This is a genomic window from Pontibacter vulgaris (assembly GCF_022758145.1).
GTDB classification, from domain to species: domain Bacteria; phylum Bacteroidota; class Bacteroidia; order Cytophagales; family Hymenobacteraceae; genus Pontibacter; species Pontibacter vulgaris.
On the sequence record NZ_JAJVDH010000002.1, the window covers coordinates 973,802 to 997,782 of the forward strand.

Genomic DNA, 23,981 nt, shown 5'->3' on the forward strand with positions numbered 1-23,981 from the left:
TAATATTAGGTATCCTACTATTAGTGCCTCTTCTTGTTTTTATGTTTTTAGGTAAATTTGGGGAACACCATTTTACGCTAAAAACATACTTCCCCGAAGTGGATGACAGTGGAGAGGCGTTAATTGATACAAAAGGTGATACGATTTTTCACCAGGTTCCATCTTTTAAATTTGTTTCGCAGCAAGGGCAATCTATAACCGAAAAGCAATTGGCCGGTGGCATTTATGTTGCTAACTTTTTCTTTGCTACTTGCCCGGATGTCTGCAAGAAAATGTCATCGCAGATGGTAAGAGTGCAGGAAGCATTTGAGAACAATCCTTCTGTAAAGCTTGTTTCCTATACAGTAAACCCTGAGCATGATTCTGTTGAAGTGCTGGCTAACTATGCAGCAATGTATGGTGCCATGCCCGGGAAATGGTTTTTCCTGACAGGCGAGCGCGAAAAGATTTATGAGCTGGCTAAAAAGGGATTTTATTTACCGGTGCAGCAGGTAGCAGGCCAGCAGGACTTTATACACAGCGAAAAGTTTATGCTGGTAGATAAGGAGCAACATGTGCGCGGAATTTACGATGGGACTGACCCTGCAGAAGTTGACCGGTTAATAACAGAGATAAACGTATTACTTGATGGATACAGTAAAAGTAAATAGTGCTTCATCAGCAAAGGATAAAAAGTTTTTAACTTTGATTGCTGTGCTTTCTGTTGCAATTCCAGTAGTTGTAGCGCTATTATTCTTCATGCAGAAAGAAGGTGAGAGTAAAGCAGATGTATCTTTTTTACCCGCTTTTCATGCTATACTTAACAGCCTTACAGCTTGTGCGCTTTTAGTAGGTTATTATAATATCCGGAAAGGTAAGGTTCGTAACCACAGAGCAGCTATGCTTACTGCTTTTGGCTTATCTGCCATATTCCTTATATCATATGTAACGTACCACTTTCTTGGTGAAAGAACTATTTACGGAGGTGATGGTGCCTTAAAGTATATCTATTACTTTATACTTTTAACTCACATCGTACTGGCTGTAGTTATTGTACCACTGGTTTTACTTTCAGTATATTTTGGTATTACAGACCAGTTAGCCCGTCACAGGCGCGTGTCCCGCTGGACTTTCCCGATCTGGATGTATGTTGCAGTAACCGGTGTTTTGGTTTACCTTTTAATTTCTCCGTATTATAGTTAATAAACAGACGTAACTGTGATGAAGAAGAAAATAATACTGATGGCTTCTATGCTGGTTTTCGTACTGATATTGTCAGTGGGGAATGCCTACAGCCAATGTGCTATGTGCCGTGCCACCGTTGAATCTAACGTAGGTACAGGCAGCAAAGAGCCCGAATCAGAAGTTGGTTCAGGCTTAAATACCGGAATACTTTACCTGATGGTTATTCCATATCTGCTGGTTGGTACGGTAGGGTTCTTATGGTATAAGAGCAGTCGTAAAAAGAAAGATGGCGCAACCATCTAAGCTGGGAGCCATAGTAGGGGCAAAGTGCCCGCGATGCCGTAAGGGGGATGTCTTTACACATTCTGCATTTAATCTGACAAAGTTTGATAAGATGTATGAGCAGTGCCCCGTTTGTGGTTTCCATTATGAAGTAGAGGTTGGTTTTTTCTGGGGAGCCATGTATGTCAGCTATGGCTTTTCAGTAGCTATTGTGCTACTGGTTGGCATTTTATTATATTATTTGGCTAACGATCCTCCCACCTGGGTTTATGTAACAGTAGTTGCAGTTGTTGTTCTGCTCTTCACGCCGGTCCTTTTCAGGTATGCCAGAATTCTGATGCTCCATTTTTTTGGTGGGGTAGATTATGATCCTGGCTACAACAAACGTTAATTACATCCTGAATCAATAGCTGTTATCTTTCGTTTTCTTTAAATTCGTGGATAAACTCATCTGCTTTGAATAGGAAGATAATACTTGCCCTTCTCTTTTTTATTTCGTTGCTGTGCTTTTCAGCACTGGCATGGCTGCATTTTAATGTGCCCTCACAGGCAGTTAATCTTAAAAGCCAGCAGAAGGAGTTATCCCTGATAACTTCCAGAATAGACAGCGCGCTTGCCCACGCTCATCAAAGTGCAGTAATTATTGGTAATCAGTTAGCTAATGATACTGTTTCTTTTTCCAGGTTACTGAAGCAGACCCATTATCCATCTTTTGTATATAGACAGGATACGCTGGTTTTCTGGTCTGATCATACCATTATACCTGATCTTGATTTCCCACCTGATGTTATAAAACCTGCCATCGTAAATAATAGCTATGGCGTATTTATAGTTGTACCACATCAGGTAAAGGCCTATAAAATTTTAATCTACATACCGCTTCAGGTAAATTACCAGATCAGCAACAGTTACCTTACTTCAGGGCTGCAGGAGAATATATTTGGTAATGTGCAGGCGAGTCTGGTACTGGAGCCAGTGAAAGGTTTGCCTCAAATAAAAAGTCCTGCTGGTGAATTTCTATTTGCATTAGAATTCGCTGAAGTAAAAACCCATGCTGTTTCCAATAACCTTTTGCTGGCGCTTTTCATTTTTGGGTCGCTTCTGTTTATTGTTTTCAGCATAGCATGTGCCCGCACACTGTTTAAAAAGGGCAAGTATACTTTAGGTGTAGTACTGTTGCTTATACTATTAGGAGGTTTCAGATTAGCTTTATTATTCCTGAATCTGCCCTTTGCACTTGTAGAGCTAAACCTGTTTGACCCTTCATTATATGCAGCTTCTTTCTGGTCGCCATCTATAGGTGATCTAGCATTGAATATGCTGTTGCTCTTGGTTGTGGCCTGGGCTATACTTTACTTATTCAAGAAACAAAATGTATTAGCAGAACTTAAAGGAATTACAGTAAAAAATAGCCGCCTTTTACAGGCAGGGTGCTTTGCAATATTTTACATGCTGCTATTCCTGCTATTCGGTTTCTACCATGGCATTTACCATAACTCGCCTCTGGTACTCGATATTACCCAATCGCTTGATTTGTCAAAGTATAAGATCGTGATTTTAGGAGTGATGTTTCTGCATACCATTGTGTTGGGCATTTTCTGCTACATATTGGTAAGTATAATTTCCTTCTTACTAAAAAAAGAGCAGTTCTCGTGGCCTTATAAGCTTTTAGCGGGTATAGCGATCTTACTGCTTTTAGTTTTTGTTTTTTTTGCAAAAGAGCTGCTTCTGCTTGTATTGGGTGGAACAATCTTTTGGCTGGTGGTGATAATTTCGGCGCAATACCGGCAGGAGGTTAGTTTTCCGTACCGGACTTATTTCTTTGTGTTTTTAATTATTACCGTTAGTGCATTTACAGGATCAATTGCCTTGTTTGAGCATTACCAGAACGAAGTAAAAGTATACAAGCAGAAATTTGCGTTTAACCTGTTGCAAGATAATGATGTTTTGGGCGAGTACCTGCTGGAAGATGTTGCCAAAAAGATAGCGAAAGATGCCCTGATACAGGCTAAAATGAAAGGCCCTTATGTAGATGCTGCCTTTATCAAGCTTAAAATCTCCAAACAGTACCTGCGGCATTACTTTGACAAGTATGAAACGAACGTGTTTCTTTATGACAGTGAAGGCAGAACACTGGAGAGCTCAGACACAACAGCAACATCCTTGCAAGAGCTTAAGAGTAAGTATGACACGCCGGCTACACGAACAGAGCGCAAAAACCTTTTCCTGGTTAAAGACCCTGGGCGCTATAATGCCCGCACATACTTTAAGCTGATTGAAATACCGATAAGTACGCGCCAGAAAGGTACTATAGTATTACAGTTAAGCCTCAAACGTTTGCTGCCAAATAGTGTGGTGCCTGAGCTGCTCGTAGACCAGAAGCAAGACCAGCATTTTAGAATAGATATGCTTAGTTATGCTATTTATGATGGAAAGCAGCTGAAGTATAGCGAAGGCGAGTATGACTATGCCACCAACATGGATCCTGTTCACATTGATCATGCAGAGTTTTACAGGGATGGACATAACCAGGGCGATTATCATCATTTTGGCGTTAAAGACGAAGATGGGAAAGTACTTGTAGTTACTACCAAGAAGTATGGCGCAAGTGAAATACTCTCTAACTTCTCATTTCTTTTCCTTGTATTTACGGCCGGGCTCATACTGCTGGCAATTTTAATCCTGGTATTCCGCCGAAGTTATATCCGGGAGTTCAGGCCAAATTTCAGCACCAAAATACAGCTCTTTCTAAATTTCGGGATTTTGCTGCCGCTTTTGCTGGTAAGTATAACAACAGCCGGTCTGGTTACTGCTTCCTACAAAAGGGATTTAATGATGTCGTATGAGAGGCGTGGAGAAGCAATACAGGAGAATATGGCAACGGCATTGGCTAACGGTATTTTACAGCGCCAGCTCTGGCTTCAGCGCCGTATTGTGGATGTGGCGGCTATTTCTGAAGCTGATGTAAACCTCTATGATCGTAACGGCAGGTTACTTGTTACCAGCCAGCCATTGATATTTGAAGCCGGGCTTTTATCTAAACTCGTCAATCCCGAAGCTATTGCTGCTATTTCGGAAAGGCAGGCTTTGCGTGTATTGCTCGAAGAACAAGCCGGGAGTTTAAAATTTAACGCTTTATACTTGCCATTACGCAACGAAGCTGCCGCCGGTGAGTTGGTGGGGTATATTGGTATTCCATTCTTCGATTCTGAAAAGCAACTGGACCTGAAGCTGATTGAGCTGATTACAACCACGATGAATATTTTTACCGTGATGTTTATCGTGTTCATTGTGCTTACATTTTTTGCCTCGCGTGCGCTTACTGTTCCGCTACGTCTGCTGGCCGATAAGCTTAAACGCACATCGCTTACCGGTAAGAATGAAATGCTGGCTTATGCAAGTGCCGATGAGATCGGGATGCTGGTGAACGAGTATAACCGCATGCTGCTGACGCTGGAAAAGAACAAGGAAGAGCTGGCTACGAAAGAAAAAGAGGCTGCATGGCGCGAAATGGCCAGGCAGGTAGCGCATGAGATAAAGAACCCACTGACGCCCATGAAGCTTTCGTTGCAGTATTTACAGAAAGCTATTGCCGAAAAAAAACCGAATACAGAGCAACTAATCGATAAAATCTCTCATACGCTGATTACGCAGATTAATATACTGAGCGATATAGCCACTTCTTTTTCTGACTTTACAACCATGCCCGAGCCTAAAGCAGAACTGATAGACGTGGCGGCTGCTTTGCGTAAATCTTCTGACCTGCACAACGACCCTGCAACGGCGACCTTAATTTCTAAAATACCAAACGAGCAAGTAATGGTAATGGCCGATGAGAATTTGCTGGTTCGTACGTTCAATAATTTGCTGCTGAACGCTATACAGGCAGTGCCTGCCAGCCGGAAACCAAAGTTATTGGTAATGCTTCAGGTAGAGCAGGACAAAACTGTTGTGATATCTATCAAGGATAACGGCAGCGGCATACCTGCCGAAATTCAGCAGAAAGTATTTATACCAAACTTCAGCACCAAGTATACAGGTTCGGGCATTGGGTTAGCGGTTGCTAAAAAAGGAATCGAAACTGCGGGCGGCCAAATCTGGTTTGAAACGGAAGAAGGTAAGGGAACCACATTCTTTATTTCGTTACCGTTGGCTGCGCCATGAGCAGGCAGTTATACTTGCTAGTGCTTTTTCTGTTGCTGAGCATTCCGTTGCTGGCGCAAGTACCCGTAAATAACAAGCGTTGCAAATGGCTGCGCATCACATCCGATCCGGTTATACTTGATTCTCTTACGCTGCTGCCATCCTCGGTCAGCTTTTATCATCCTAAAAAAGAGCAGTTTACCTTCGATTACAACTATAGCCGAAACGAGTTCAGGCTTACTAACTTTCCACAACCGAATTATACTATACTTGATACCTTAGGCTCTTTGCAGCCGATACCGGACTCGGTGCTTGTTTGCTTTCGGGTGCTGCCGCTTAATATTACCAGGCCTGCTTTTCGCCGTGATATTGCCAAGCTGGAGATGAACTCGTTTCAGAAAGGCTTTTACCAGGAAGACATAAATACCCGCGAAGAAATTTTCCGGACGCCGGGACTGAACAAAACAGGAAGTATAAGCCGGGGCATCTCGTTTGGTAATACCCAGAATGTATTTGTGAACTCGGCCCTGAACCTGCAACTCGACGGCAAACTGACCGACGACATAAGTATAACCGCTGCCATAACCGACCAGAATATCCCGTTTCAGCCGGAAGGAAATACCCAGCAGCTACAGGAGTTTGACAGGGTTTACATTACGCTGAAGCATAAACTCTGGCAGCTCACGGCCGGCGATGTGGTGTTGCGCAGTAAGCCCTCATACTTTATGCAATTTTACAAGAACGTGCAGGGCGGCGCTTTCGAAACTACAGTGGGCTCTAAGCCTGACAGGCAAGGAGTAACTACAGTTGCAGCCTCTGTATCGAAGGGTAAGTTTGCTTCGCAAAGTATTGTAGCGCAGGAAGGCGTGCTGGGTCCGTACCGCCTTCGCGGGCCAAACAACGAGCGCTTTATTATTGTACTTGCCAACTCGGAGCGTGTTTTCTTGGATGGCCGCTTACTGACGCGGGGTTACGATTACGATTATACGATTGACTATAACCAGGCAGAGATAACTTTTACCACGCGCCACGTAATCACCAAAAATACCCGCCTGAAAGTAGATTTTGAATACTCTGATCAGAATTATAGCCGCGGCATTTATAACCTGAGCCATTACCAGAACCTGGGAAAACTGAAAGTATACGGTAACTACTATAACGAATCTGACAACCCCAATAATCTTATAAATCTGGACCTGCAGGACGAAGAAAAGCGCTTGCTGGCAAGTATAGGCGATAGCCTGAACCTGGCCGTTGCCCCCGGCGCCGATAGCGTAGCTTTTGACCCAAGCCAGGTATTATACGCCAGGCGCGATACTTTTTTTAACGATGGGCAGCAAGGCGCCAGCATATTTGTATACTCTACAAATCCTGATTCTGCTTTTTACAATGTGCGTTTCTCTGAAGTGGGTGCTAATAAAGGCGATTATGTGCTGGATAACTCTACCGTGAACGGACGTGTGTATAAGTGGGTAGCGCCGCTGAATGGTGTGCCTCAGGGTAATTACCTGCCGGTGCGTATACTTCCAACCCCTCGGAAAAAGCAATTGGTAACGGTAGGTGGTAACTATGAAGTGCTGAAAGGAGTGAATTTTTTCCTAGAAGGTGCCGCTTCTCAGAATGATCTGAACCGGTTCTCAAAACTAGATTCGCAGGATGATAATGGCAAAGCAGTGCGTGTAGGCTATGTAGTGCAGGACAGGGAACTGCCATTGCTGGGCAAGTATAAACTGAACAGCACGCTTAACTATGAGTATACCGACAGGCATTTTGCGCCCATTGACCGTTACCGCCCCATTGAGTTTGACCGCGACTGGAGCCTTACAAATACTGAAAAACCCGCCGAAGATCATATCTTGAATTTTTCTTTTGGTGCTGTGCGCGATGCTGCAAACCTTGTCAATTACCGCATCAGCCACCGCTCTCGTGCAGAGCAGGTAGATGGCGTGCAGCATTACCTGGATGTGTTTAAAAGTATAGGAAAACTGGAGCTCCGGAACAATTTTTTTATGCTGAACAGCTCGCAGCGCGACCGTAGGTCAGAATGGTACCGTGGTGAAGTAGGTGCAAAGTATAAAACCAAGCTTTTTGCCCCCGGCTATAGTTACCGCTTTGATAAAAATAAGATAAAAGCCCTGAACAGCGATTCTGTTACTGGCTCGGCCATGTACTTTGATGAGCACCTGGTTTTTGTGGAAAGCAACGATACCAGCCGCGTTAAATTCAGGGTAGATTATAGCCACCGCACTGACCTGAGGCCAACTGTAAACGGCACCTTAGGCAACCGCGAAATAGGGCAGACCTACAACGGTTTGCTGCAAACCCGCTACGGCAAAGAAAGCGATCTTGCATTGCAGCTAACCTATCGCAAACTGGAACTGGCCACCGCACTAAACGAAGAAACAGTGCAGTCGCGCATAGATTGGAACACCGGTTTCCTGGATGGCAGTTTCCGCTCTGAAATGACGTATGCTGTAGGTACAGGGCGCGAACTGAAACGTATTTTCATTTTCAGGGAAACGCTGCCGGGGCAGGGCACGCACTACCTCCGCGATGGTGGCAACCCCAACGACCTCAACGATTACCTGGAAGCACAAACTATAGACCAGCGCCGCTACATCAAGATCTTCCTGCCCACCGACGAGTATATTAACGCCTATACTAACAACTTCAGTTACAGGCTTAACAGCAGCACGCCCCGCAGCTGGCGTAGCCAAAAAAACTGGAAAGGATTTGCCTCACGTTTTGCCGTACTCACTTTCGTAAGCATCGATAAAAAGACAACTGACGATAACCTGCAAAACCGTTTTAACCCGTTCATCGATGATTTTGAAGATGAATTCCTGCTGTCGCTCGCGAAAACTCTGCGTAACACGGTATACTTTAACCGCAGCAATCCTAACCATGGTTTGGAGTATACTTTTCAGCAGAACCAGCAGAAATCGCTTTTAACAAATGGCACCGAAACCCGTAACCTGGGCAGCCATGTACTTACAGGGCGATTAAACCTGAATGAAGTGTTGAGCTCGAAACTAACCGTGGGGCAGAACGTGCGCGAGAACCGTTCTAATTTTCTGGAGTCGAAGAACTTCCGCATAGAATCGAAAGAGCTGACGCCCGAACTTGCTTACCAACCCAACGCAAAGCTCCGCTTTACAAGCACCTACCTGTTTGCTTTGCGACAAAATGAGCTGGCTGCTACCGACGAACAACAGCAGGAAGGTACCTTCCACGAGTTAGGGCTGGAAACGAAACTGAGCCAGGTAAGCAAACGAACTATAACCGGCAACCTCCGCTATGTGAACATCGGGTTTAAGGGCGATATGAACTCTTATGTTGGCTACGAGATCCTGAATGCGCTTCGGCCGGGTAACAACATAACCTGGTCTCTTAACCTACAGCAACGCCTGAGTAACGGACTGAACATCTCGATGAACTATGATGGCCGCAAAGCCAACGGTATAGGTGCTGTGCATACCGGAAGAACACAGGTTTCGGTGTTGTTTTAAGAGGGCGTGCTCTTGGCTACTTTGTTACATTAATAATTAAAATCTTATTTGAAGTCGAGCTATCAAAAGGGGCATTTCATAGCTTTCTGCTATATTGTATATAAGCCAAAAGTATAGCAGCTGAGAGCAATATTAAGCTCAATAGTAACTAATATTATTACAAAGGTAGTATAGCTAGGAGAGTTATTCTTGTTAACAGATAACTATGTAACCAAAAAATGTCTTAGGAAAATGGAAAAATCAAATTATACTACTTTTATACTAATGTTGATTTGCTCAGCAATTTCAATGTATATCACCATGTATTTTAACACCTATGAGTTTAATCACATATATTTTAGCTGGACTAGAATGTATATGACTTTCATTGGTATCAGCGGAATGGCGATTATAATGTTTTTGTTCATGAAAAAGATGTACAATAACAGAATGAAAAATGCAGCAATAGTTATAGGCAGCCTTTTACTTATGTCCATTTCGACTTATTTAGTTCGACGGCAGATACCGATAGATGAAGTTAAATGGATGAGAGCGATGATCCCACATCATTCGATTGCAATTTTAACTAGTAAACGAGCCGATTTGAAAGACCCAGAAGTAAAAAAATTAGCTGAGGAAATTATCAAAGCGCAGGAAAGAGAGATAGCAGAGATGAAAAAAATGATTGAACGATTGGAAAATGAATAATGGCAGCAGACAACGAGTTGTTTGACCTATCGAGAGTGAATACATAGTTTGAAATGTTCCACTTTTGGTCAAGTTTATTTAGAACAGAAAGGTAAGTTTTTCTAAAACCGCTTAAGCTATTTGTGAGATCGTTTGCTAAAACATGCAGCTAAAAAGTATATAAAAAGAAGGAAGTTGAAAACAGCGACAGGTATAAAAACCGAAGACTGGAATAGAATAATAAGAGGCCTGTTGGACGAAGGTTGGGTAGTGTCTGCTAAATATGATGGGTTTGACGCTGGGATAGATTATGACTTTATAATACTAAGAGACGGGAAAAGAACGATAGAATTTGGTTGGGATAATTGGATGGAGGGAGAAATAAAAGCTACCGAGGAAATTCTGGAAGAAATAACTCAAAAATTCGAAATTGATTTTAAGTATGGGAAGCCTTCTAATTTGACTTTGCCATTAATAAGAGTAACAAAGATTAACATTGCCATAAATAAAATCACAAGCTTGATTAATAACAAGTTGGGTAGATTGATAACTAAGAAATAACTGAGTACTAAGTATAGCGGCTAAGTATAAGGCAAGAATTGATTAGGCAAATAGTACATCTAACTAAATTAATGAGCAAGGCCCTGGCTATTCAAATATAGCCAGGGCCTTGCTCATTTTACTAAAACTCAATTCAGCATTTATACTTTATACTTACCTAATAATATTTTCCCTCCATCAGGTAATTCTGCACGTAATCTTTCACGCCTTCTTCCAAAGTATAAAAAGGCTTATCGTATCCGATAGCGCGCAGCTTGCTCATGTTGGCTTCCGTAAAATACTGGTAGGTATCGCGTATACTTTCCGGGGTGTCTACAAAATCAATTTCGGCGGTTTTGCCCATTGCTTCAAATGTATTCAGCGCCAGGTCCATAAACGTGCGTGCTTTGCCCGAGCCTAAGTTATAGATGCCCGAGTTTTTGCGGTGTTGCATCAGGAACATACATACTTCCACCACATCTTTTACATAAACAAAGTCGCGCATCTGCTCGCCATCGGCATATGCCGGGTTATGGGAGCGGAACAAAGTAAGGCGGCCTTTTTCTTTTATCTGGTTGTATGCATGGAAAATAACAGAAGCCATGCGGCCTTTGTGGTATTCGTTCGGGCCATACACGTTAAAGAACTTCAGGCCGGCCCAGAAAAATGGTTTAGCCGTTTGCTCCAGTGCCCACTTATCGAAATCGTTCTTAGAATCGCCGTACGGGTTCAGTGGTTTCAGCAATGGAATGGTAGCTTCGTCATCATCATAACCAAGCGTGCCCGAACCATAAGTAGCTGCCGAAGACGCGTAAACCAGCGGGATTTGGTACTCGCAGCAGGCATTCCATACTTTCTTGGAGTAGTTTAGGTTAAGCAGGTCGAATACATCCTTGTTAAACTCGGTGGTATCGGTACGGGCACCCAAATGAAAGATAAATTCTACTTCTTCATAGTTCTTGTCCAGCCACTCAATAAAGCCATCACGGTCTACATACTCTTTTATCTTTTTCCCTTTCAGGTTGTCTTCTTTTTTAGCGACAGAGAAATTATCTACCACCACTATATCATTAAAGTTGGCTGCATTCAGCCTGCTTACAAGGCAGCTTGCAATAAAGCCGGCAGCACCAGTTACGACGATCATAATTCAGAATTTAGGCTGTAACGTAAATTGCGCTAAATTTACGAAAATAAATGGAGCTGCCCCTGTAAATGTACCTGGCAGCAAAAGCCCTTGAAACAAAATCATACGTTGTACTTCCGCCTGAACCGGCTTTTTTATACTTGCCTGCTGCTACTGTTGCTGGCCTGTAACGGTAAAAAGCAGGAGCCGGCTACAGGGCAAGTTATAGTTTTTAGAGATGATCTGGGGCGCGAACTCAAACTACAGCACCAGCCAAAACGCGTGATGGCATTTTCCCCGGCCATGACCGAAATGCTATTCGCTATTTGCGATACCGCTACCATTATTGCCAGAACTCCCCAATGCGATTACCCTACTCAAGTAGTAACCAAACCTATTGTCAGTAACTACCCTGTAGATTACGAACAGGTGCTGGCGCTGAAGCCGGATCTTATTTTCTCGAGTGAAGGCATTGTTCCGATGGAAGTAGTAGAGAAATTGAAAGAGCTTGGCGTGCCGGTATACATACAGAAGTATAGAACGGTAGAGGATGTTTTTAAAGGAATGGAAGCTATTGGTAAGATCATGGGGCGGGAGCAACAGGCAAATCATCTGGCAGATTCGCTTAGGCAGCAGGTGAAACAATTAGAGCAACGCCACAAAGGGCAAGCCAGGCCGCAGCAGGTACTCGCCATCACCTGGACCGACCCGATCTATGTATATGGTCAGAACACCATCCTGACGGACAAGCTACACATACTTGGGGCACAGAATGCTGTTCAGGAAGTTTTCGACCAACCATACCCGGCACTTACCCGCGAGTACATACTTAAGCTGAACCCTAATGTGCTGTTAGGAGGTTCACCTGAAAAACTGGAGCAGACTTTCTTCAGCCAATACCCGGAACTGCGCAAAATAAAAGCTTACCAGAACCACCGTATATATGCTGTAACAGGCAACCTGATGGAGCGTCCCGGCCCGCGCGTGGTAGAATCTATACTTGAACTGGAGCGTTTACTATACCCATGAGCAGAACTTTATACTTTATAGTTGCGCTGCTGCTTATACTTATAGTATTGGTGCTTGGGCTGCAGGTTGGCTCTTTTGATACCGGGCTGGCAAGTATAGCCGATGCTTTTTTTAACTATAACCCCGACAATACCATACACTATGCTATTGTGCACCTGCGCCTGCCGCGTTTGTTGCTGGCCCTGGTAGTTGGTGCGTCGCTGGCCTTTTGTGGGTATTTAATGCAGGCGATGGTAAACAATGCTCTGGCCGATCCATACTTGCTGGGTACCGCTTCGGGAGCATCGTTGGGTGCTGTGTTGGTATTCTTTGGGTTTGTAGATGTCGCAATAGCTGGTTTTTATATGCCTCCGGTTTTTGCTTTGCTCGGTGCTTTTATAGTTACGCTGGTGGTGGTAAGGCTTGGTTACCGGAAACGGCAGCTTATTCCGGCACAGCTACTGCTGGCTGGCGTTGCTATCAGCTCGCTGGCTACAGCTATAGTTGGTTTGCTCACTTTTCTTTCCGATTCGGAGGGTAAACTGAAAGCGGTTATTTTCTGGTCGATGGGGAGTTTTGAACGGGCCAGCTGGAGCTTGTTGCCTTATCCGGCAGCGGCACTTATACTTGCACTTATACTTTTTGCTTTTCTGCAAAAGCAATTAAACATACTTTTATTAGGGGCCGACCGGGCACAGGCGCTGGGTGTGCAGGTGGTAAAAACACGCTGGGCTATACTTGCCACAGTGTCGGTGGTTACCGGCTTTGCCGTTGCTACCTCAGGCCCGATAGGTTTTGTAGGTCTTATTGTTCCACATGTAACACGCGCGCTCATGGGGACAACCGGAAAATCGAATCTGCTTTTTTGTGCATTTACCGGTGGTTTATTTATGCTCCTCTGTGATTTACTTTCCAGAGTAATTTATCCGCCGGCAGGCCTGCCAATTGGCATCATAACATCGTTCTTTGGTGTTCCTTTCTTTGTATATTTGCTGTCCAGAAAGAATTATAAGTTTAGCAGTTAAATGATTTACGTAAGCAGATTAGAGCATTTCAATGCGGCCCACAAGCTGCACAACCCGAATTGGTCGTTGGCGAAGAATAAGGAGATTTTCGGGCCATGTGCCAATGTGAACTGGCATGGCCACAATTATGAGCTGATCGTGACCGTAAAAGGTAAACCAGACCCGGAAACCGGCTTTGTAATAGACCTGAAAAAATTAAGTACCCTCATCCGCGAAAACATCATTGATAAGGTTGACCACAAAAACCTGAACATGGATGTGCCTTTTATGGAAGATAAACTGGCCAGCACCGAAAACCTGGTGATCGAGTTCTGGAAAATTCTGGAGCCTAAGATCTCTGAAATTTCGAGTGCCAAACTGCACAGTTTGAAATTATATGAAACCCCACGTAACTACGTAGAGTATTTCGGCGAATAAGCAACAGCATTTCTTTTCCTTTTTCCAACGTTGCGTCCTTAACCGGAGATTAACCGCATGAAATATTATATAATAGCCGGCGAGCGTTCAGGCGATCTGCACGCCTCAAACCTTATTAAGCAGCTTCGGCTTAAAGACCCTGATGCTGAGATCAGAGGCTGGGGCGGCGACATGATGCAGGAGGCTGGTATGGAGCTGGTAAAACATTACCAGGAACTTGCCTTCATGGGGTTTGCGGAGGTTTTCAAAAACCTGTTCAAGATATTTCGTTTCCTGAAAGAGTGTAAAGCCGATATTAAAGCTTTTAACCCGGATGTGGTCATTCTGGTTGATTATGCCGGCTTTAACATGCGCATCGCCAAATTTGCCAAAGCCCGGGGCTTGAAAGTTTTTTACTATATCTCTCCCAAAATCTGGGCCTGGAACCAGGGCCGTGCGCACAAGATCAAAAAGTATGTAGACCGCATGTTCGTGATCATGCCTTTTGAGGAAGAGTTCTATGGCCGCTACAACTATAAAGTAGATTACATTGGCAATCCCGTAAACGATTCTGTTTCAGACCATGTGGCATGCTCTGATTTCAGGGCCAGGAACAGGCTTTATAATAACAAACCCATAATTGCTATACTTCCGGGTAGCCGCCGTCAGGAAATTGAGAACATGCTGCACGTAATGCTGAGTGTGTTGCCCTCTTTCCGTGATTACCAGTTTGTGGTGGCCGGGGTTTCCAACTTCTCTAAAGAGTATTACGAGGAGTATAACAAAGACAAAAACATTAAAATAGTTTATGACCAGACCTATGATCTGCTGGCCCACTCAAAAGCTGCGCTGGTAACATCGGGTACGGCTACTTTAGAAACAGCCTTGTTTAATGTGCCGCAGGTAGTTTGCTATAAAACGAGTGCCATCTCTTATTATATAGGTAAGCAGGTAATAAAAGTGCCATACATTTCGCTTGTAAACCTGATTGCCAACAAGCCGGTAGTTACCGAACTTATACAGGATGATTTTACACCGAAAAAGATCGTGGCTGAGCTGAAGCAGATCTTGTTTGATAAATACTTCCTGAAAAAGCAGCTGGATGGCTATGCCCTGGTGCGCCAGAAAATAGGGGAGTACCGCACTGCCGAGCGCGCTGCAGAACTGATGGTTGGTTATCTGAACGAAAAATAAAAAGTATAAAGTATAAAAAAAGCCCCGGCACAACTGCCGGGGCTTTTTTTATACTTTATGATCTATAATTACTTAAGCAACACGCAGCTGCTTTAGCGTAGATTTATCAAATTTTTCACGGGCATATTCGCCGGTTATCAGTAATTCGTGTGTGCCTTCTTCAGACGGAAGCTCAAACATAGCATCTGTCATGATACCTTCGCAGATAGAACGCAGACCACGGGCACCTAACTTATACTCTGCTGCTTTCTCTACAATGTAGTTCAGGGCATCGTCGTCGAAGGTAAGTGTAATGTTTTCCATCTCGAACAGGCGCTTGTACTGCTTTACGATAGAGTTCTTCGGCTCTAGCAAGATCAGGCGTAGTGTTTCCTTGTCAAGCGGATCTAAGTGGGTAAGCACTGGTAAGCGACCAATAAGTTCTGGTATCAGACCAAAGTTTTTCAGGTCTTGTGCCGTCAGGTATTTCAGGAAGTTTTCTTTTTCTTCTTCCTCGTCCATTTTAGATTTAGAGAAACCTATAGGGCGTGTATTCAGACGGTTCTTAATCAGTCTGTCTATTCCAACAAAGGCACCACCGCAAATAAACAGGATGTTCTCAGTGTTAACCGTGATCATTTTCTGCTCAGGGTGCTTGCGGCCACCTTGTGGCGGTACGTTTACTACAGTACCTTCCAGTAATTTAAGAAGTGCTTGCTGTACGCCTTCGCCGCTCACGTCGCGGGTAATAGATGGGTTATCGCTCTTGCGAGCAATTTTATCAATTTCATCAATGTATACAATGCCACGCTCTGCCGCTTCTACATTGTAGTCGGCAGCCTGTAGCAAACGGGTAAGTATACTTTCCACATCTTCGCCCACATAGCCAGCCTCAGTAAGTACAGTTGCATCGGCAATACAGAATGGCACCTGCAGGATGCCGGCCATCATACGGGCAAGGTATGTTTTACCTGTACCGGTTTCACCTACCATAATAATGTTCGACTTCTCGATCACAACATCGCTGTCATTGGTGTCCTGCATCAGGCGTTTGTAGTGGTTGTAAACAGCCACCGACATTACCTTCTTCGCTTCATCCTGGCCTACCACAAACTGATCAAGGTATTCCTTCATCTGCTTCGGTTTCATCAGGTTGAATTTAGGCGTACGGCTACTGGCGCGTATCTTATTCTCCTCGTTCAGAATTTGCTGCGCCTGTCCGATACAACGGTCACATATATGTGCGTTTATACCGGATATCATCACCGATACGTCTTTCTTGTTTTTGCCGCAAAAAGAGCAAGTAATTTCAGCCATAAAAAGATTGGTCCTGCGTTGTCCGGGTCTCAGTTGGTAAGACCTCTGAAACAAAGGTACAAAATTGAAAAGTTATAAAAGCAGAAAATTTTTTAGGACTATGTTAATATACAGCGCAAAACTAACTATAAATTTTAAAATATAAATTAATCTATTTTTGCATAACTAATTGACATTTAGATTGTTGTAAGTTTATGATTTCCACATTGGCTTGTTGATAAATTTCTTGCAGTTTTTCACTTTTTATTAAAAGCAGAAGGAGCAAAGGATGGTTAAAGTATAAAAATAAAGCCCGCTCCGTGTTTCCGGGGCGGGCTTTAGATAAGTATAAGCTTAAAGCTTTAGCGAACCTTATGCCTTTTTGCGTGTCAGTACTTCATCAATCAGGCCATACTCTTTCGCTTCATCTGCTTTCATCCAGTAATCACGGTCTGAGTTGTCGTAGATATCCTGGTAAGATTTACCTGAATGCTCAGCTAAGATTTCATAAAGCTCTTTCTTTAGTTTCAGGATCTCGCGCGCTGTAATCTCTATGTCAGAAGCCTGGCCTTGCGTACCGCCCATTGGCTGGTGAATCATAACACGGGCGTGCGGCAGGGCAGAACGCTTGTTCTTAGCGCCACCTGCTAATAGCACAGCACCCATAGAAGCTGCCAAACCTGTACAGATAGTAGCCACATCCGGGCTTACATACTGCATGGTATCATAAATACCCAAGCCGGCATATACAGAACCACCCGGGCTGTTAATGTACAACAGGATGTCTTTCTTCGCATCAGCAGACTCCAGGAACAGAAGCTGAGCTGTAATAATGTTTGCTATAAAATCATCTACCTGCGTTCCCAGGAAAATGATACGGTCCATGATCAGGCGGGAGAATACGTCAATCTCGCGGAAGTTCGTAGGGCGTTCTTCAATTACAGAACGGGTCATGCTTTCTATAGTATGCATGGCTCTGCTCTCTACATGATGAATATACTGGTCTACACCCAGGCTGCTCATGCCCTGGCCTTTTACAGCAAATTTCCGGAACTCGTCTTTGTTAAACATATCGTGTTTATTTTACGGTTTAGTCAAAAATAAAAAAGTCCTTTAATAATTTAAAGGACTTTTTTGAAAGTATATAAGCTAATCGCTCTTTAGAACGATAGATTTCTGAAGTCCTCTGCAGAGATGGTCTTCTCTACAACAGTCATCTTTTCTTTAAGTTTAGCGAGCACCTTCTCAGCCAGCAGTTGCTCGTACTCATTAATATAATTACGGCCATTATCCTGGCTCAGGTATTGGTTTGCATAGTTGTTCATGCTCTCAACCAGTTCTTCCGGTATTTCAGGCATGTTAAACTGCGCCAGCATTTTCTCTTTAGTAGAGGCTACAACTTCTTCGTTGCTTACTTTTAGCTCGTTTTCTTCTACAACCTTGTTCTTGATCATAGACCACTTCAGCTCACGCAGGTACTTATCAAAGTTTTCCTCGATCTGCTCAGTAGTTAAACGTCCTTCGTTCGTAACTTGTAGCCAACGCTTAAAGAATTCAGTTGGAAGCTCAACATCTACGTTGTCAACCAGCGTGTCAATTACGTTACGGCTCAGCAGGTTATCAGCTTCGCGATCGTAGTTTTCCTTGATCGTTTCACGGATCTTGGCATCAAGCTCTTCTTCTGATTTTACTTCATCCTTTCCGAAAAGCTTGTCGAAAAGCTCCTGGTTCAGTTCTGCAGCTTCAGTACGGTTGATCTTTTCTACAGTAAATTCAAACTCACCGTTCAGTTCAGCAGCCATATCTTTGCTTAGGCCGGTTACGTGTGCCAGGGCAGCGTTATCATCGCCAAAAGTTTTACGGATATCGAAGCGGATAACATCGCCGGCTTTTACACCAACAAATTTATCCTGGCCTTCTACTACGCGGCTTGTAGGAATAAGGGTTTTAGACTCGAATTCGCCATCTACTGCCTTCAGCTCACCTGAGATAAAGTCGCCTTGCTCAGAAGTTTCCGGGTTGATGGTTTTACCGAACTGGCGCTTTATGTTCTCATACGCCTCGTCAATCGTTTTCTGGTCTAACTCAACAGTGTACCCCTCTACGCTTTTATCAAGCGGAAGGTTAATTTCAGGTAGAAGGCCTACTGCATAGTTAAACTCAAAGCTCTTCTGGTTGTCCCAGTCAATCTCGGCTTGGTTAGGCTCCGGAAGTGGCTCGCCCAGCAGCTTTACATCATTATCTTTAATGTACTTAGAGATTTCGTCCTGAAGCAATTTGTTGATCTGCTCTACCAGGATGCTCTTGCCATACATTTTTTTAACAAGACCTGCAGGCACCTTACCAGGTCTGAAGCCTTTTATCTGGGCCTTTTTGCTGTATTCCTTTACCTGCTGGTCTACCTTCGGTGCGTAATCTCCCTCTTCCAGTACAACCTTCAGTTGCGCGTTGGTGCTGTCGGTTTGGTTTAATGTAATATTCAAAGCTACTAAATTTTAGTATGAAACATCATGTAAAAACAAACCCCCAACATCGCTGTTGAGGGTTCGTTTATGTGTGCGGATGGAGGGACTCGAACCCCCATGCCTCGCAGCGCTAGATCCTAAGTCTAGTGCGTCTACCAATTTCGCCACATCCGCGTGGTGTTGTTTGTAATGATGATGCAAAATTAAGCACAGGAATTATATTTGCAATAGCTGAGCGCAAAAAAAGTGAAATATTTTTCATCTTTTTTTCGCGGTATTCTAGTGGTGTAAGTATAAGATATTGATAGTTAGAAGGTAAAGGTGCATAAACAGTAAAGTATGGAATGCAAAGTATAATCAGTTATATTTGAACCTAAGAATACCTGTGCCTGATTTATACTTATATATAAGTATAGCCGGCATTTGGTGTTGGCTCCGGGAGCCCCCTTTATACTTCTCTTATTATAGTTACTATGATCGATCCGGAAGCAGAACGCAAAGAGATCTTAAGACAATACCGCAGAATATTAAGGTATGCCAAGCCTTTCTTAAAAGACAATGATGCCAAGATCATAAAGAAAGCTTTTAATACTTCAGTGGAAGCGCATAAAGACATGCGCCGTAAATCAGGTGAGCCCTATATTTTCCATCCGCTGGCAGTAGCCCAGATTGCCGTAGAAGAAATCGGGCTGGGTACAACTTCAATAGTTGCCGCTCTGCTGCACGATGTGGTTGAAGATACCGAACTGGAAATTGCCGACATAGAGCGGGAGTTCGGGCCGGGAGTTGCCAGGATCATTGAAGGACTAACCAAGATCTCCGGTGTTTTTGATTACGGTACATCGCAGCAGGCTGAAAACTTCCGTAAGATGCTGCTTACACTGTCTGATGATGTTCGGGTTATACTTATAAAGCTGGCCGATCGCCTGCACAACATGCGTACATTGGATAGTATGCCGCGGCACAAGCAGTTGAAGATCGCTTCCGAAACCATGTACCTGTATGCGCCGCTGGCACACCGCCTTGGTTTGTATGCGATAAAATCTGAGTTGGAAGACCTGTACCTGAAGTATACCGATACCGAAACTTATAAAGACATCTCCAATAAGATCCGCCAGACACGGGCAGCGCGTACCAAGTTTATAAAGGATTTCCTGGCGCCGATAGAAGAAGAACTGACCCGGCATGGTTTTAAGTTTACCATTAAAGGCAGGCCGAAATCTATCTACTCTATATTAAAGAAGATAAAGAAGCAGAACATCACCTTTGAGGAGATCTACGATCTGTTCGCTATCCGGATTATACTGGATGTACCTTATGAAAATGAAAAAGCTGCCTGCTGGCAGGCTTACTCTATTATAACAGACTTTTACCAGCCTAACCCCGACCGCCTCCGCGACTGGGTGAATACGCCCAAATCTAACGGTTACGAATCGTTGCATACTACCGTCATGAGTAAATCAGGGCAGTGGGTGGAAGTACAGATCCGTACCAAGCGCATGGATGAAATTGCAGAACGTGGTTATGCCGCCCACTGGAAGTATAAAGCAGAAGGAGCAGTTACAGAATCGGCGCTGGAGCAATGGATAAATAAAGTACGCGATATGCTGGAAGGCAACACGGCCAATGCACTGGAGTTTATGGATGAATTCCGTAAGAACCTGTTTGTGGAGGAAGTATTTGTGTTTACCCCGAAAGGCGAACTGATTATACTTCCTGACCGCGCCACCGCCCTTGATTTTGCTTTCGAGATTCATACGCAGATTGGCATGCATTGCCTGGGAGCCAAAGTAAATCAGAAACTGGTGCCTTTAAGCTACAGGCTTCGCAACGGCGACCAGGTAGAAATACTTACTTCGCAGAAACAAAAACCAAACGAAGAGTGGCTGACTTATGTGGTTACTTCCAAGGCACGTTCGAGAATAAAGGAATACCTGCGCGAGGAACGTAAGTATAAATCAGAGATTGGCAAAACCATGCTGGATAAGCGTCTGCTGCAGCTCAATATTTCTGACACACAAGCTAACACTAACCGCCTGCTTGCCTTTTTTAATGTGCCTTCTCTGCAGGATCTATACTATAGAATTGCGACGGGGCATATTGATGTTAAGAATATAAAGGAGGTTATCTTCACGGCGGCTACTGATAAAACCACCTCTATGCTGCAGCCTAAATCCTTTGATAAGGAAGTACAGAAAATACGGGGGGTTAACTCAGATATGTTGCTGATAGGGGAGCATACCTCTAACATGAACTATAGGATTGCCAAATGCTGCAACCCTATACCTGGCGACGAGGTGTTCGGCTTTGAAACCGGCGACGAGGATATTGAGATCCATCGTACCAATTGTGTGCGGGCCATCGAGCTTATGTCTAACTATGGCCACCGTATTGTAAAGGCAAAATGGATCGATCAGCAGGAGCTGGCATTCCTGGCAGGTATTCGTATTAAAGGTACCGACAGGGTAGGTTTGGTGAATGATTTAACTAAAATCATTTCTAATAGTTTAAAAGTAAACATGCGCTCTATCACCATTGATTCTCACGACGGAATCTTTGAGGGTAACATTATGGTTTTTGTAAATGATACTGGTCACCTGGACAGGCTGATTCAGCGCATGGGTAAAGTAAATGGTGTGCTCACTGTAGAACGTTTCGATTAAGAAGGCAGCGCATTATTTTAAAACACACAGAACAATGGCATTAGATCAACATAAATTCGAAGAAGTAAAAAAGATTTTTACCGCCTACCTGGAAAGCAAAGGCTTGCGAAAAACCCCTGAAAGGTATGCTATACTTGAGGAGATCTATTCCCGCTCCGGACATTTTGATGTGGAGTCACTCTATATAAGTATGAAAAACAAAAACTACCAGGTAAGCAGGGCTACTGTATATAATACATTAGACTTACTGGTAGAGAACGACCTGGTAAGCAAGCACCAGTTTGGTCGTAACCTGGCGCAGTATGAAAAATCGTACGGTTACCGGCAGCACGACCACGTAATATGTACCGAGTGTCACAAAGTAGTAGAGTTTTGCGATCCGCGCATCCATAATATACAGACAATGGTGGGCGAACTGCTTAATTTTCATATCTTGCACCATTCCCTGAATTTATACGGCATCTGTGGCGATTGCCGTGCCAAAAAAGCGACACAACAGCACCATGAAGTATCAGAAAGAGCTGAAGGATAATATTTTGTTTATCAGATTGGAGGGCGATCTGATTGCCGGCCCTGATACACAAAAAATGATCGCGGATGCCGATGCCGAGGGTGATGGCAAAGTTACACTTTGCGCTATCGACCTTTCCAATGCCCGCTTCATGGATAGTAGCGGGATGGGCGTGTTGGTATCATTGCTAACCAAGTTCAGAAACAGGGGAGGAGAGCTTGTTCTGATTAAACCCTCCGAACATATCAGGAAGCTGCTTATAGTTACCAAACTGAATGCGATATTTACGATCGCTGAAAACGATAGCTTTGCAGCACAATTTCTAAAGGAATCAATTTATTAAAGTATAATGGCAGTTGACATATTAATAGGTTTGCAGTGGGGCGACGAAGGAAAAGGAAAAATCGTTGACGTTCTGGCTCCAACCTATGACATTGTTGCCCGTTTCCAGGGCGGCCCTAACGCAGGCCACACACTCGAGTTTGAAGGCACAAAGCATGTGCTGCACCAGATCCCTTCAGGTATTTTTCATCCGCACATTCAGAATATCATTGGCAATGGCGTAGTGCTTGACCCGATCGTATTCCAAACTGAGATGAAAAAGCTGGAAGATCGCGGAGTGGATGCAAGCAAAAACCTGTTTATCTCTAAAAAAGCATCGCTCATACTTCCATCGCACAAAGTGCTGGACAGGGTTTCAGAAGAAGCGCTTGGAACAGGAAAGATTGGCTCTACATTAAAAGGTATCGGCCCTACTTACCAGGATAAAATTGGTCGTGTTGGTTTACGCGTTGGCGACATACTTGCCCCGGATTTCCAGGATCGTTATAATAAACTGGTGGAGCGCCATCGTAAAACAGTAGAGTTTTATGGCCAGACACTGGAAATTGCAGAACTTGAGCAGGCATTCTTTGATGCTGTAGCATACCTGCGCACATTAAAGCTTGTTGATAGTGAATACATGATCAATAAAGCATTAAGCGAAGGAAAGAAGATTCTGGCGGAAGGCGCACAAGGCTCTTTGCTCGATGTTGATTTTGGTACCTATCCGTTTGTAACGTCTTCAACTACCTTGGTAGCTGGCGCTTGTACCGGGCTGGGTGTAGCGCCTAAGCATATAGGAGAAGTATACGGTATATTTAAGGCATACTGCACGCGTGTAGGCAGCGGCCCTTTCCCGACAGAGCTTCTGGATGAAGTTGGAGAAAGTATAAGACAAGCCGGAAGGGAGTTTGGCTCAACAACTGGTCGTCCGCGCCGTTGTGGCTGGGTAGATCTGCCAAGTTTAAAATACTCTATTATGTTGAATGGCGTAACGCAGTTAAACATGATGAAGGCAGATGTACTGACCGAGTTTGATACTATAAAGGTATGTACAAAGTATAAACTGGCCTCAGGAGAGATCACCGATCAACTTCCGCACTCACTGGATGCAGAAGCCATCGAGCCTATTTACGAAGAACTCCCAGGATGGAAAGTAGATCTTAACAAAATAGAAGCGGTTGAAGATTTGCCAGAAGCATTCAATAACTATCTTGCCTTTTTAGAAGAGCACCTGCAAGTACCTATAACAATAGTATCTGTAGGCCCGGATAGAAAAAGCACGTTGAAAAGAGAAGCTTTTAAAATAGCTTAACAATAAAAGCAAAAAGAAAGAGCCCCTTGCTATACTTAGTAAGGGGCTCTTTCTTTAACATACTTTATAAATAAAGAAGGTAAGATGAAAGACTGATTATCTATTTATACTTAGAAAGTACTTTAATAGATGAAAATGAGGAGAAGTTAACCTAGAGAAAGAAGGCTTGAATAGTTAAGAGAAATAGGGGATACAAAATAAATGAAAATTAATCCCTCTCATTAATAGCCCATTAGCAGCTTTCAGCAGAAATCTTCACTTGTAACCCTTGCGGATTAAAAACAAACCCTTACTTTTGCAGCCCGTTCAGCCGGAGCGGGATTTGGGAAAAGGGCTTGTAAGGGCCCGGGGCCACAAAAAAGCTGCTTTTGCTTGTTGCAA

The 23,981-nt window shown here is 43.8% G+C and carries 20 protein-coding genes and 1 tRNA gene; 16 read left to right on the plus strand and 5 right to left on the minus strand.

All coding sequences use genetic code 11. The features are described 5' to 3' along the window. Positions 1–41 precede the first annotated feature (41 nt). The 8 genes from LWP20_RS05310 to LWP20_RS05345 all read left to right on the plus strand — a co-directional run bounded on the left by LWP20_RS05310 (position 42) and on the right by LWP20_RS05345 (position 10,325). Positions 42–650, plus strand: coding sequence for an SCO family protein (locus LWP20_RS05310; protein WP_242927070.1), 609 nt, complete (start codon positions 42–44; stop codon positions 648–650). Then, complete coding sequence (locus tag LWP20_RS05315; protein ID WP_242927071.1) at positions 628–1,182, plus strand: DUF420 domain-containing protein; 555 nt, start codon at positions 628–630, stop codon at positions 1,180–1,182. Before LWP20_RS05310 ends, LWP20_RS05315 begins: the two co-directional genes overlap by 23 nt. Before the next feature lie 18 nt (positions 1,183–1,200). Next, positions 1,201–1,467 (plus strand): hypothetical protein, encoded by a 267-nt coding sequence (locus LWP20_RS05320; protein ID WP_242927072.1) that lies wholly within the window; start codon positions 1,201–1,203, stop codon positions 1,465–1,467. Further along, on the plus strand, positions 1,451–1,837 hold the full coding sequence (locus LWP20_RS05325) for a DUF983 domain-containing protein (protein ID WP_242927073.1): 387 nt from the start codon (positions 1,451–1,453) through the stop codon (positions 1,835–1,837). The genes LWP20_RS05320 and LWP20_RS05325 overlap by 17 nt, the downstream gene beginning before the upstream one ends. Positions 1,838–1,902: 65 nt before the next feature. Beyond that, positions 1,903–5,610 (plus strand): sensor histidine kinase, encoded by a 3,708-nt coding sequence (locus LWP20_RS05330; RefSeq protein ID WP_242927074.1) that lies wholly within the window; start codon positions 1,903–1,905, stop codon positions 5,608–5,610. Next, positions 5,607–9,098, plus strand: coding sequence for a DUF8818 domain-containing protein (locus LWP20_RS05335; protein ID WP_242927075.1), 3,492 nt, complete (start codon positions 5,607–5,609; stop codon positions 9,096–9,098). The genes LWP20_RS05330 and LWP20_RS05335 overlap by 4 nt, the downstream gene beginning before the upstream one ends. Before the next feature lie 405 nt (positions 9,099–9,503). Continuing rightward, complete coding sequence (locus LWP20_RS18325) at positions 9,504–9,785, plus strand: DUF305 domain-containing protein (protein WP_367615737.1); 282 nt, start codon at positions 9,504–9,506, stop codon at positions 9,783–9,785. Positions 9,786–9,959: 174 nt separating this feature from the next. Next, positions 9,960–10,325: a hypothetical protein gene (locus LWP20_RS05345; RefSeq protein ID WP_242927077.1), complete on the plus strand. Its 366-nt coding sequence runs from the start codon at positions 9,960–9,962 to the stop codon at positions 10,323–10,325. 157 nt (positions 10,326–10,482) lie between these two features. On the opposite strand, the gene rfaD is transcribed toward LWP20_RS05345, so the two are convergent. Further along, positions 10,483–11,448 carry an ADP-glyceromanno-heptose 6-epimerase gene (gene rfaD, locus LWP20_RS05350; protein ID WP_242927078.1) on the minus strand — a complete coding sequence of 322 codons (966 nt, stop codon included), beginning with the start codon at positions 11,446–11,448 and terminating at the stop codon, positions 10,483–10,485. Positions 11,449–11,538: 90 nt separating this feature from the next. Between rfaD and LWP20_RS05355 the strand changes: the two genes are divergently transcribed. Genes LWP20_RS05355 through lpxB form a run of 4 tightly spaced genes read left to right on the plus strand, consistent with a single transcriptional unit; the run spans position 11,539 to position 15,050 of the window. Then, positions 11,539–12,456 (plus strand): ABC transporter substrate-binding protein, encoded by a 918-nt coding sequence (locus LWP20_RS05355; RefSeq protein WP_242927079.1) that lies wholly within the window; start codon positions 11,539–11,541, stop codon positions 12,454–12,456. Next, positions 12,453–13,460, plus strand: a complete 1,008-nt coding sequence (locus LWP20_RS05360; protein ID WP_242927080.1) for a FecCD family ABC transporter permease — start codon at positions 12,453–12,455, stop codon at positions 13,458–13,460. Before LWP20_RS05355 ends, LWP20_RS05360 begins: the two co-directional genes overlap by 4 nt. Further along, complete coding sequence (locus LWP20_RS05365) at positions 13,461–13,877, plus strand: 6-pyruvoyl trahydropterin synthase family protein (RefSeq protein WP_242927081.1); 417 nt, start codon at positions 13,461–13,463, stop codon at positions 13,875–13,877. A gap of 57 nt (positions 13,878–13,934) precedes the next feature. After that, positions 13,935–15,050: a lipid-A-disaccharide synthase gene (lpxB, locus tag LWP20_RS05370; RefSeq protein WP_242927082.1), complete on the plus strand. Its 1,116-nt coding sequence runs from the start codon at positions 13,935–13,937 to the stop codon at positions 15,048–15,050. A gap of 72 nt (positions 15,051–15,122) precedes the next feature. Here the strand turns inward: lpxB and clpX are convergent, their stop codons facing one another. The 4 genes from clpX to LWP20_RS05390 all read right to left on the minus strand — a co-directional run bounded on the left by clpX (position 15,123) and on the right by LWP20_RS05390 (position 18,964). After that, positions 15,123–16,346, minus strand: coding sequence for an ATP-dependent Clp protease ATP-binding subunit ClpX (gene clpX, locus LWP20_RS05375; RefSeq protein ID WP_242927083.1), 1,224 nt, complete (start codon positions 16,344–16,346; stop codon positions 15,123–15,125). Positions 16,347–16,697: 351 nt separating this feature from the next. Next, the gene (locus LWP20_RS05380; protein ID WP_242927084.1) at positions 16,698–17,396 is read right to left on the minus strand and encodes a ClpP family protease; all 699 of its coding nucleotides are present in this window, start codon (positions 17,394–17,396) and stop codon (positions 16,698–16,700) included. Between the two features lie 89 nt (positions 17,397–17,485). Continuing rightward, positions 17,486–18,808 (minus strand): trigger factor, encoded by a 1,323-nt coding sequence (gene tig, locus LWP20_RS05385; RefSeq protein WP_242927085.1) that lies wholly within the window; start codon positions 18,806–18,808, stop codon positions 17,486–17,488. 74 nt (positions 18,809–18,882) lie between these two features. Continuing rightward, a tRNA-Leu gene (locus LWP20_RS05390) sits at positions 18,883–18,964 on the minus strand. Between the two features lie 299 nt (positions 18,965–19,263). On the opposite strand from LWP20_RS05390, the gene LWP20_RS05395 reads away from it, so the two are divergent. Genes LWP20_RS05395 through LWP20_RS05410 form a run of 4 tightly spaced genes read left to right on the plus strand, consistent with a single transcriptional unit; the run spans position 19,264 to position 23,600 of the window. Then, entirely contained in the window at positions 19,264–21,453 is a 2,190-nt protein-coding gene (locus LWP20_RS05395; RefSeq protein WP_242927086.1) for a RelA/SpoT family protein, read from the plus strand. 34 nt (positions 21,454–21,487) lie between these two features. After that, the gene (locus LWP20_RS05400) at positions 21,488–21,985 is read left to right on the plus strand and encodes a Fur family transcriptional regulator (protein ID WP_242927087.1); all 498 of its coding nucleotides are present in this window, start codon (positions 21,488–21,490) and stop codon (positions 21,983–21,985) included. Further along, entirely contained in the window at positions 21,957–22,307 is a 351-nt protein-coding gene (locus LWP20_RS05405; RefSeq protein ID WP_242927088.1) for an STAS domain-containing protein, read from the plus strand. Before LWP20_RS05400 ends, LWP20_RS05405 begins: the two co-directional genes overlap by 29 nt. 6 nt (positions 22,308–22,313) lie before the next feature. Further along, a complete protein-coding gene (locus tag LWP20_RS05410; protein WP_242927089.1) occupies positions 22,314–23,600 on the plus strand; it encodes an adenylosuccinate synthase in 1,287 nt (428 codons plus the stop codon). Positions 23,601–23,981 lie beyond the last annotated feature (381 nt).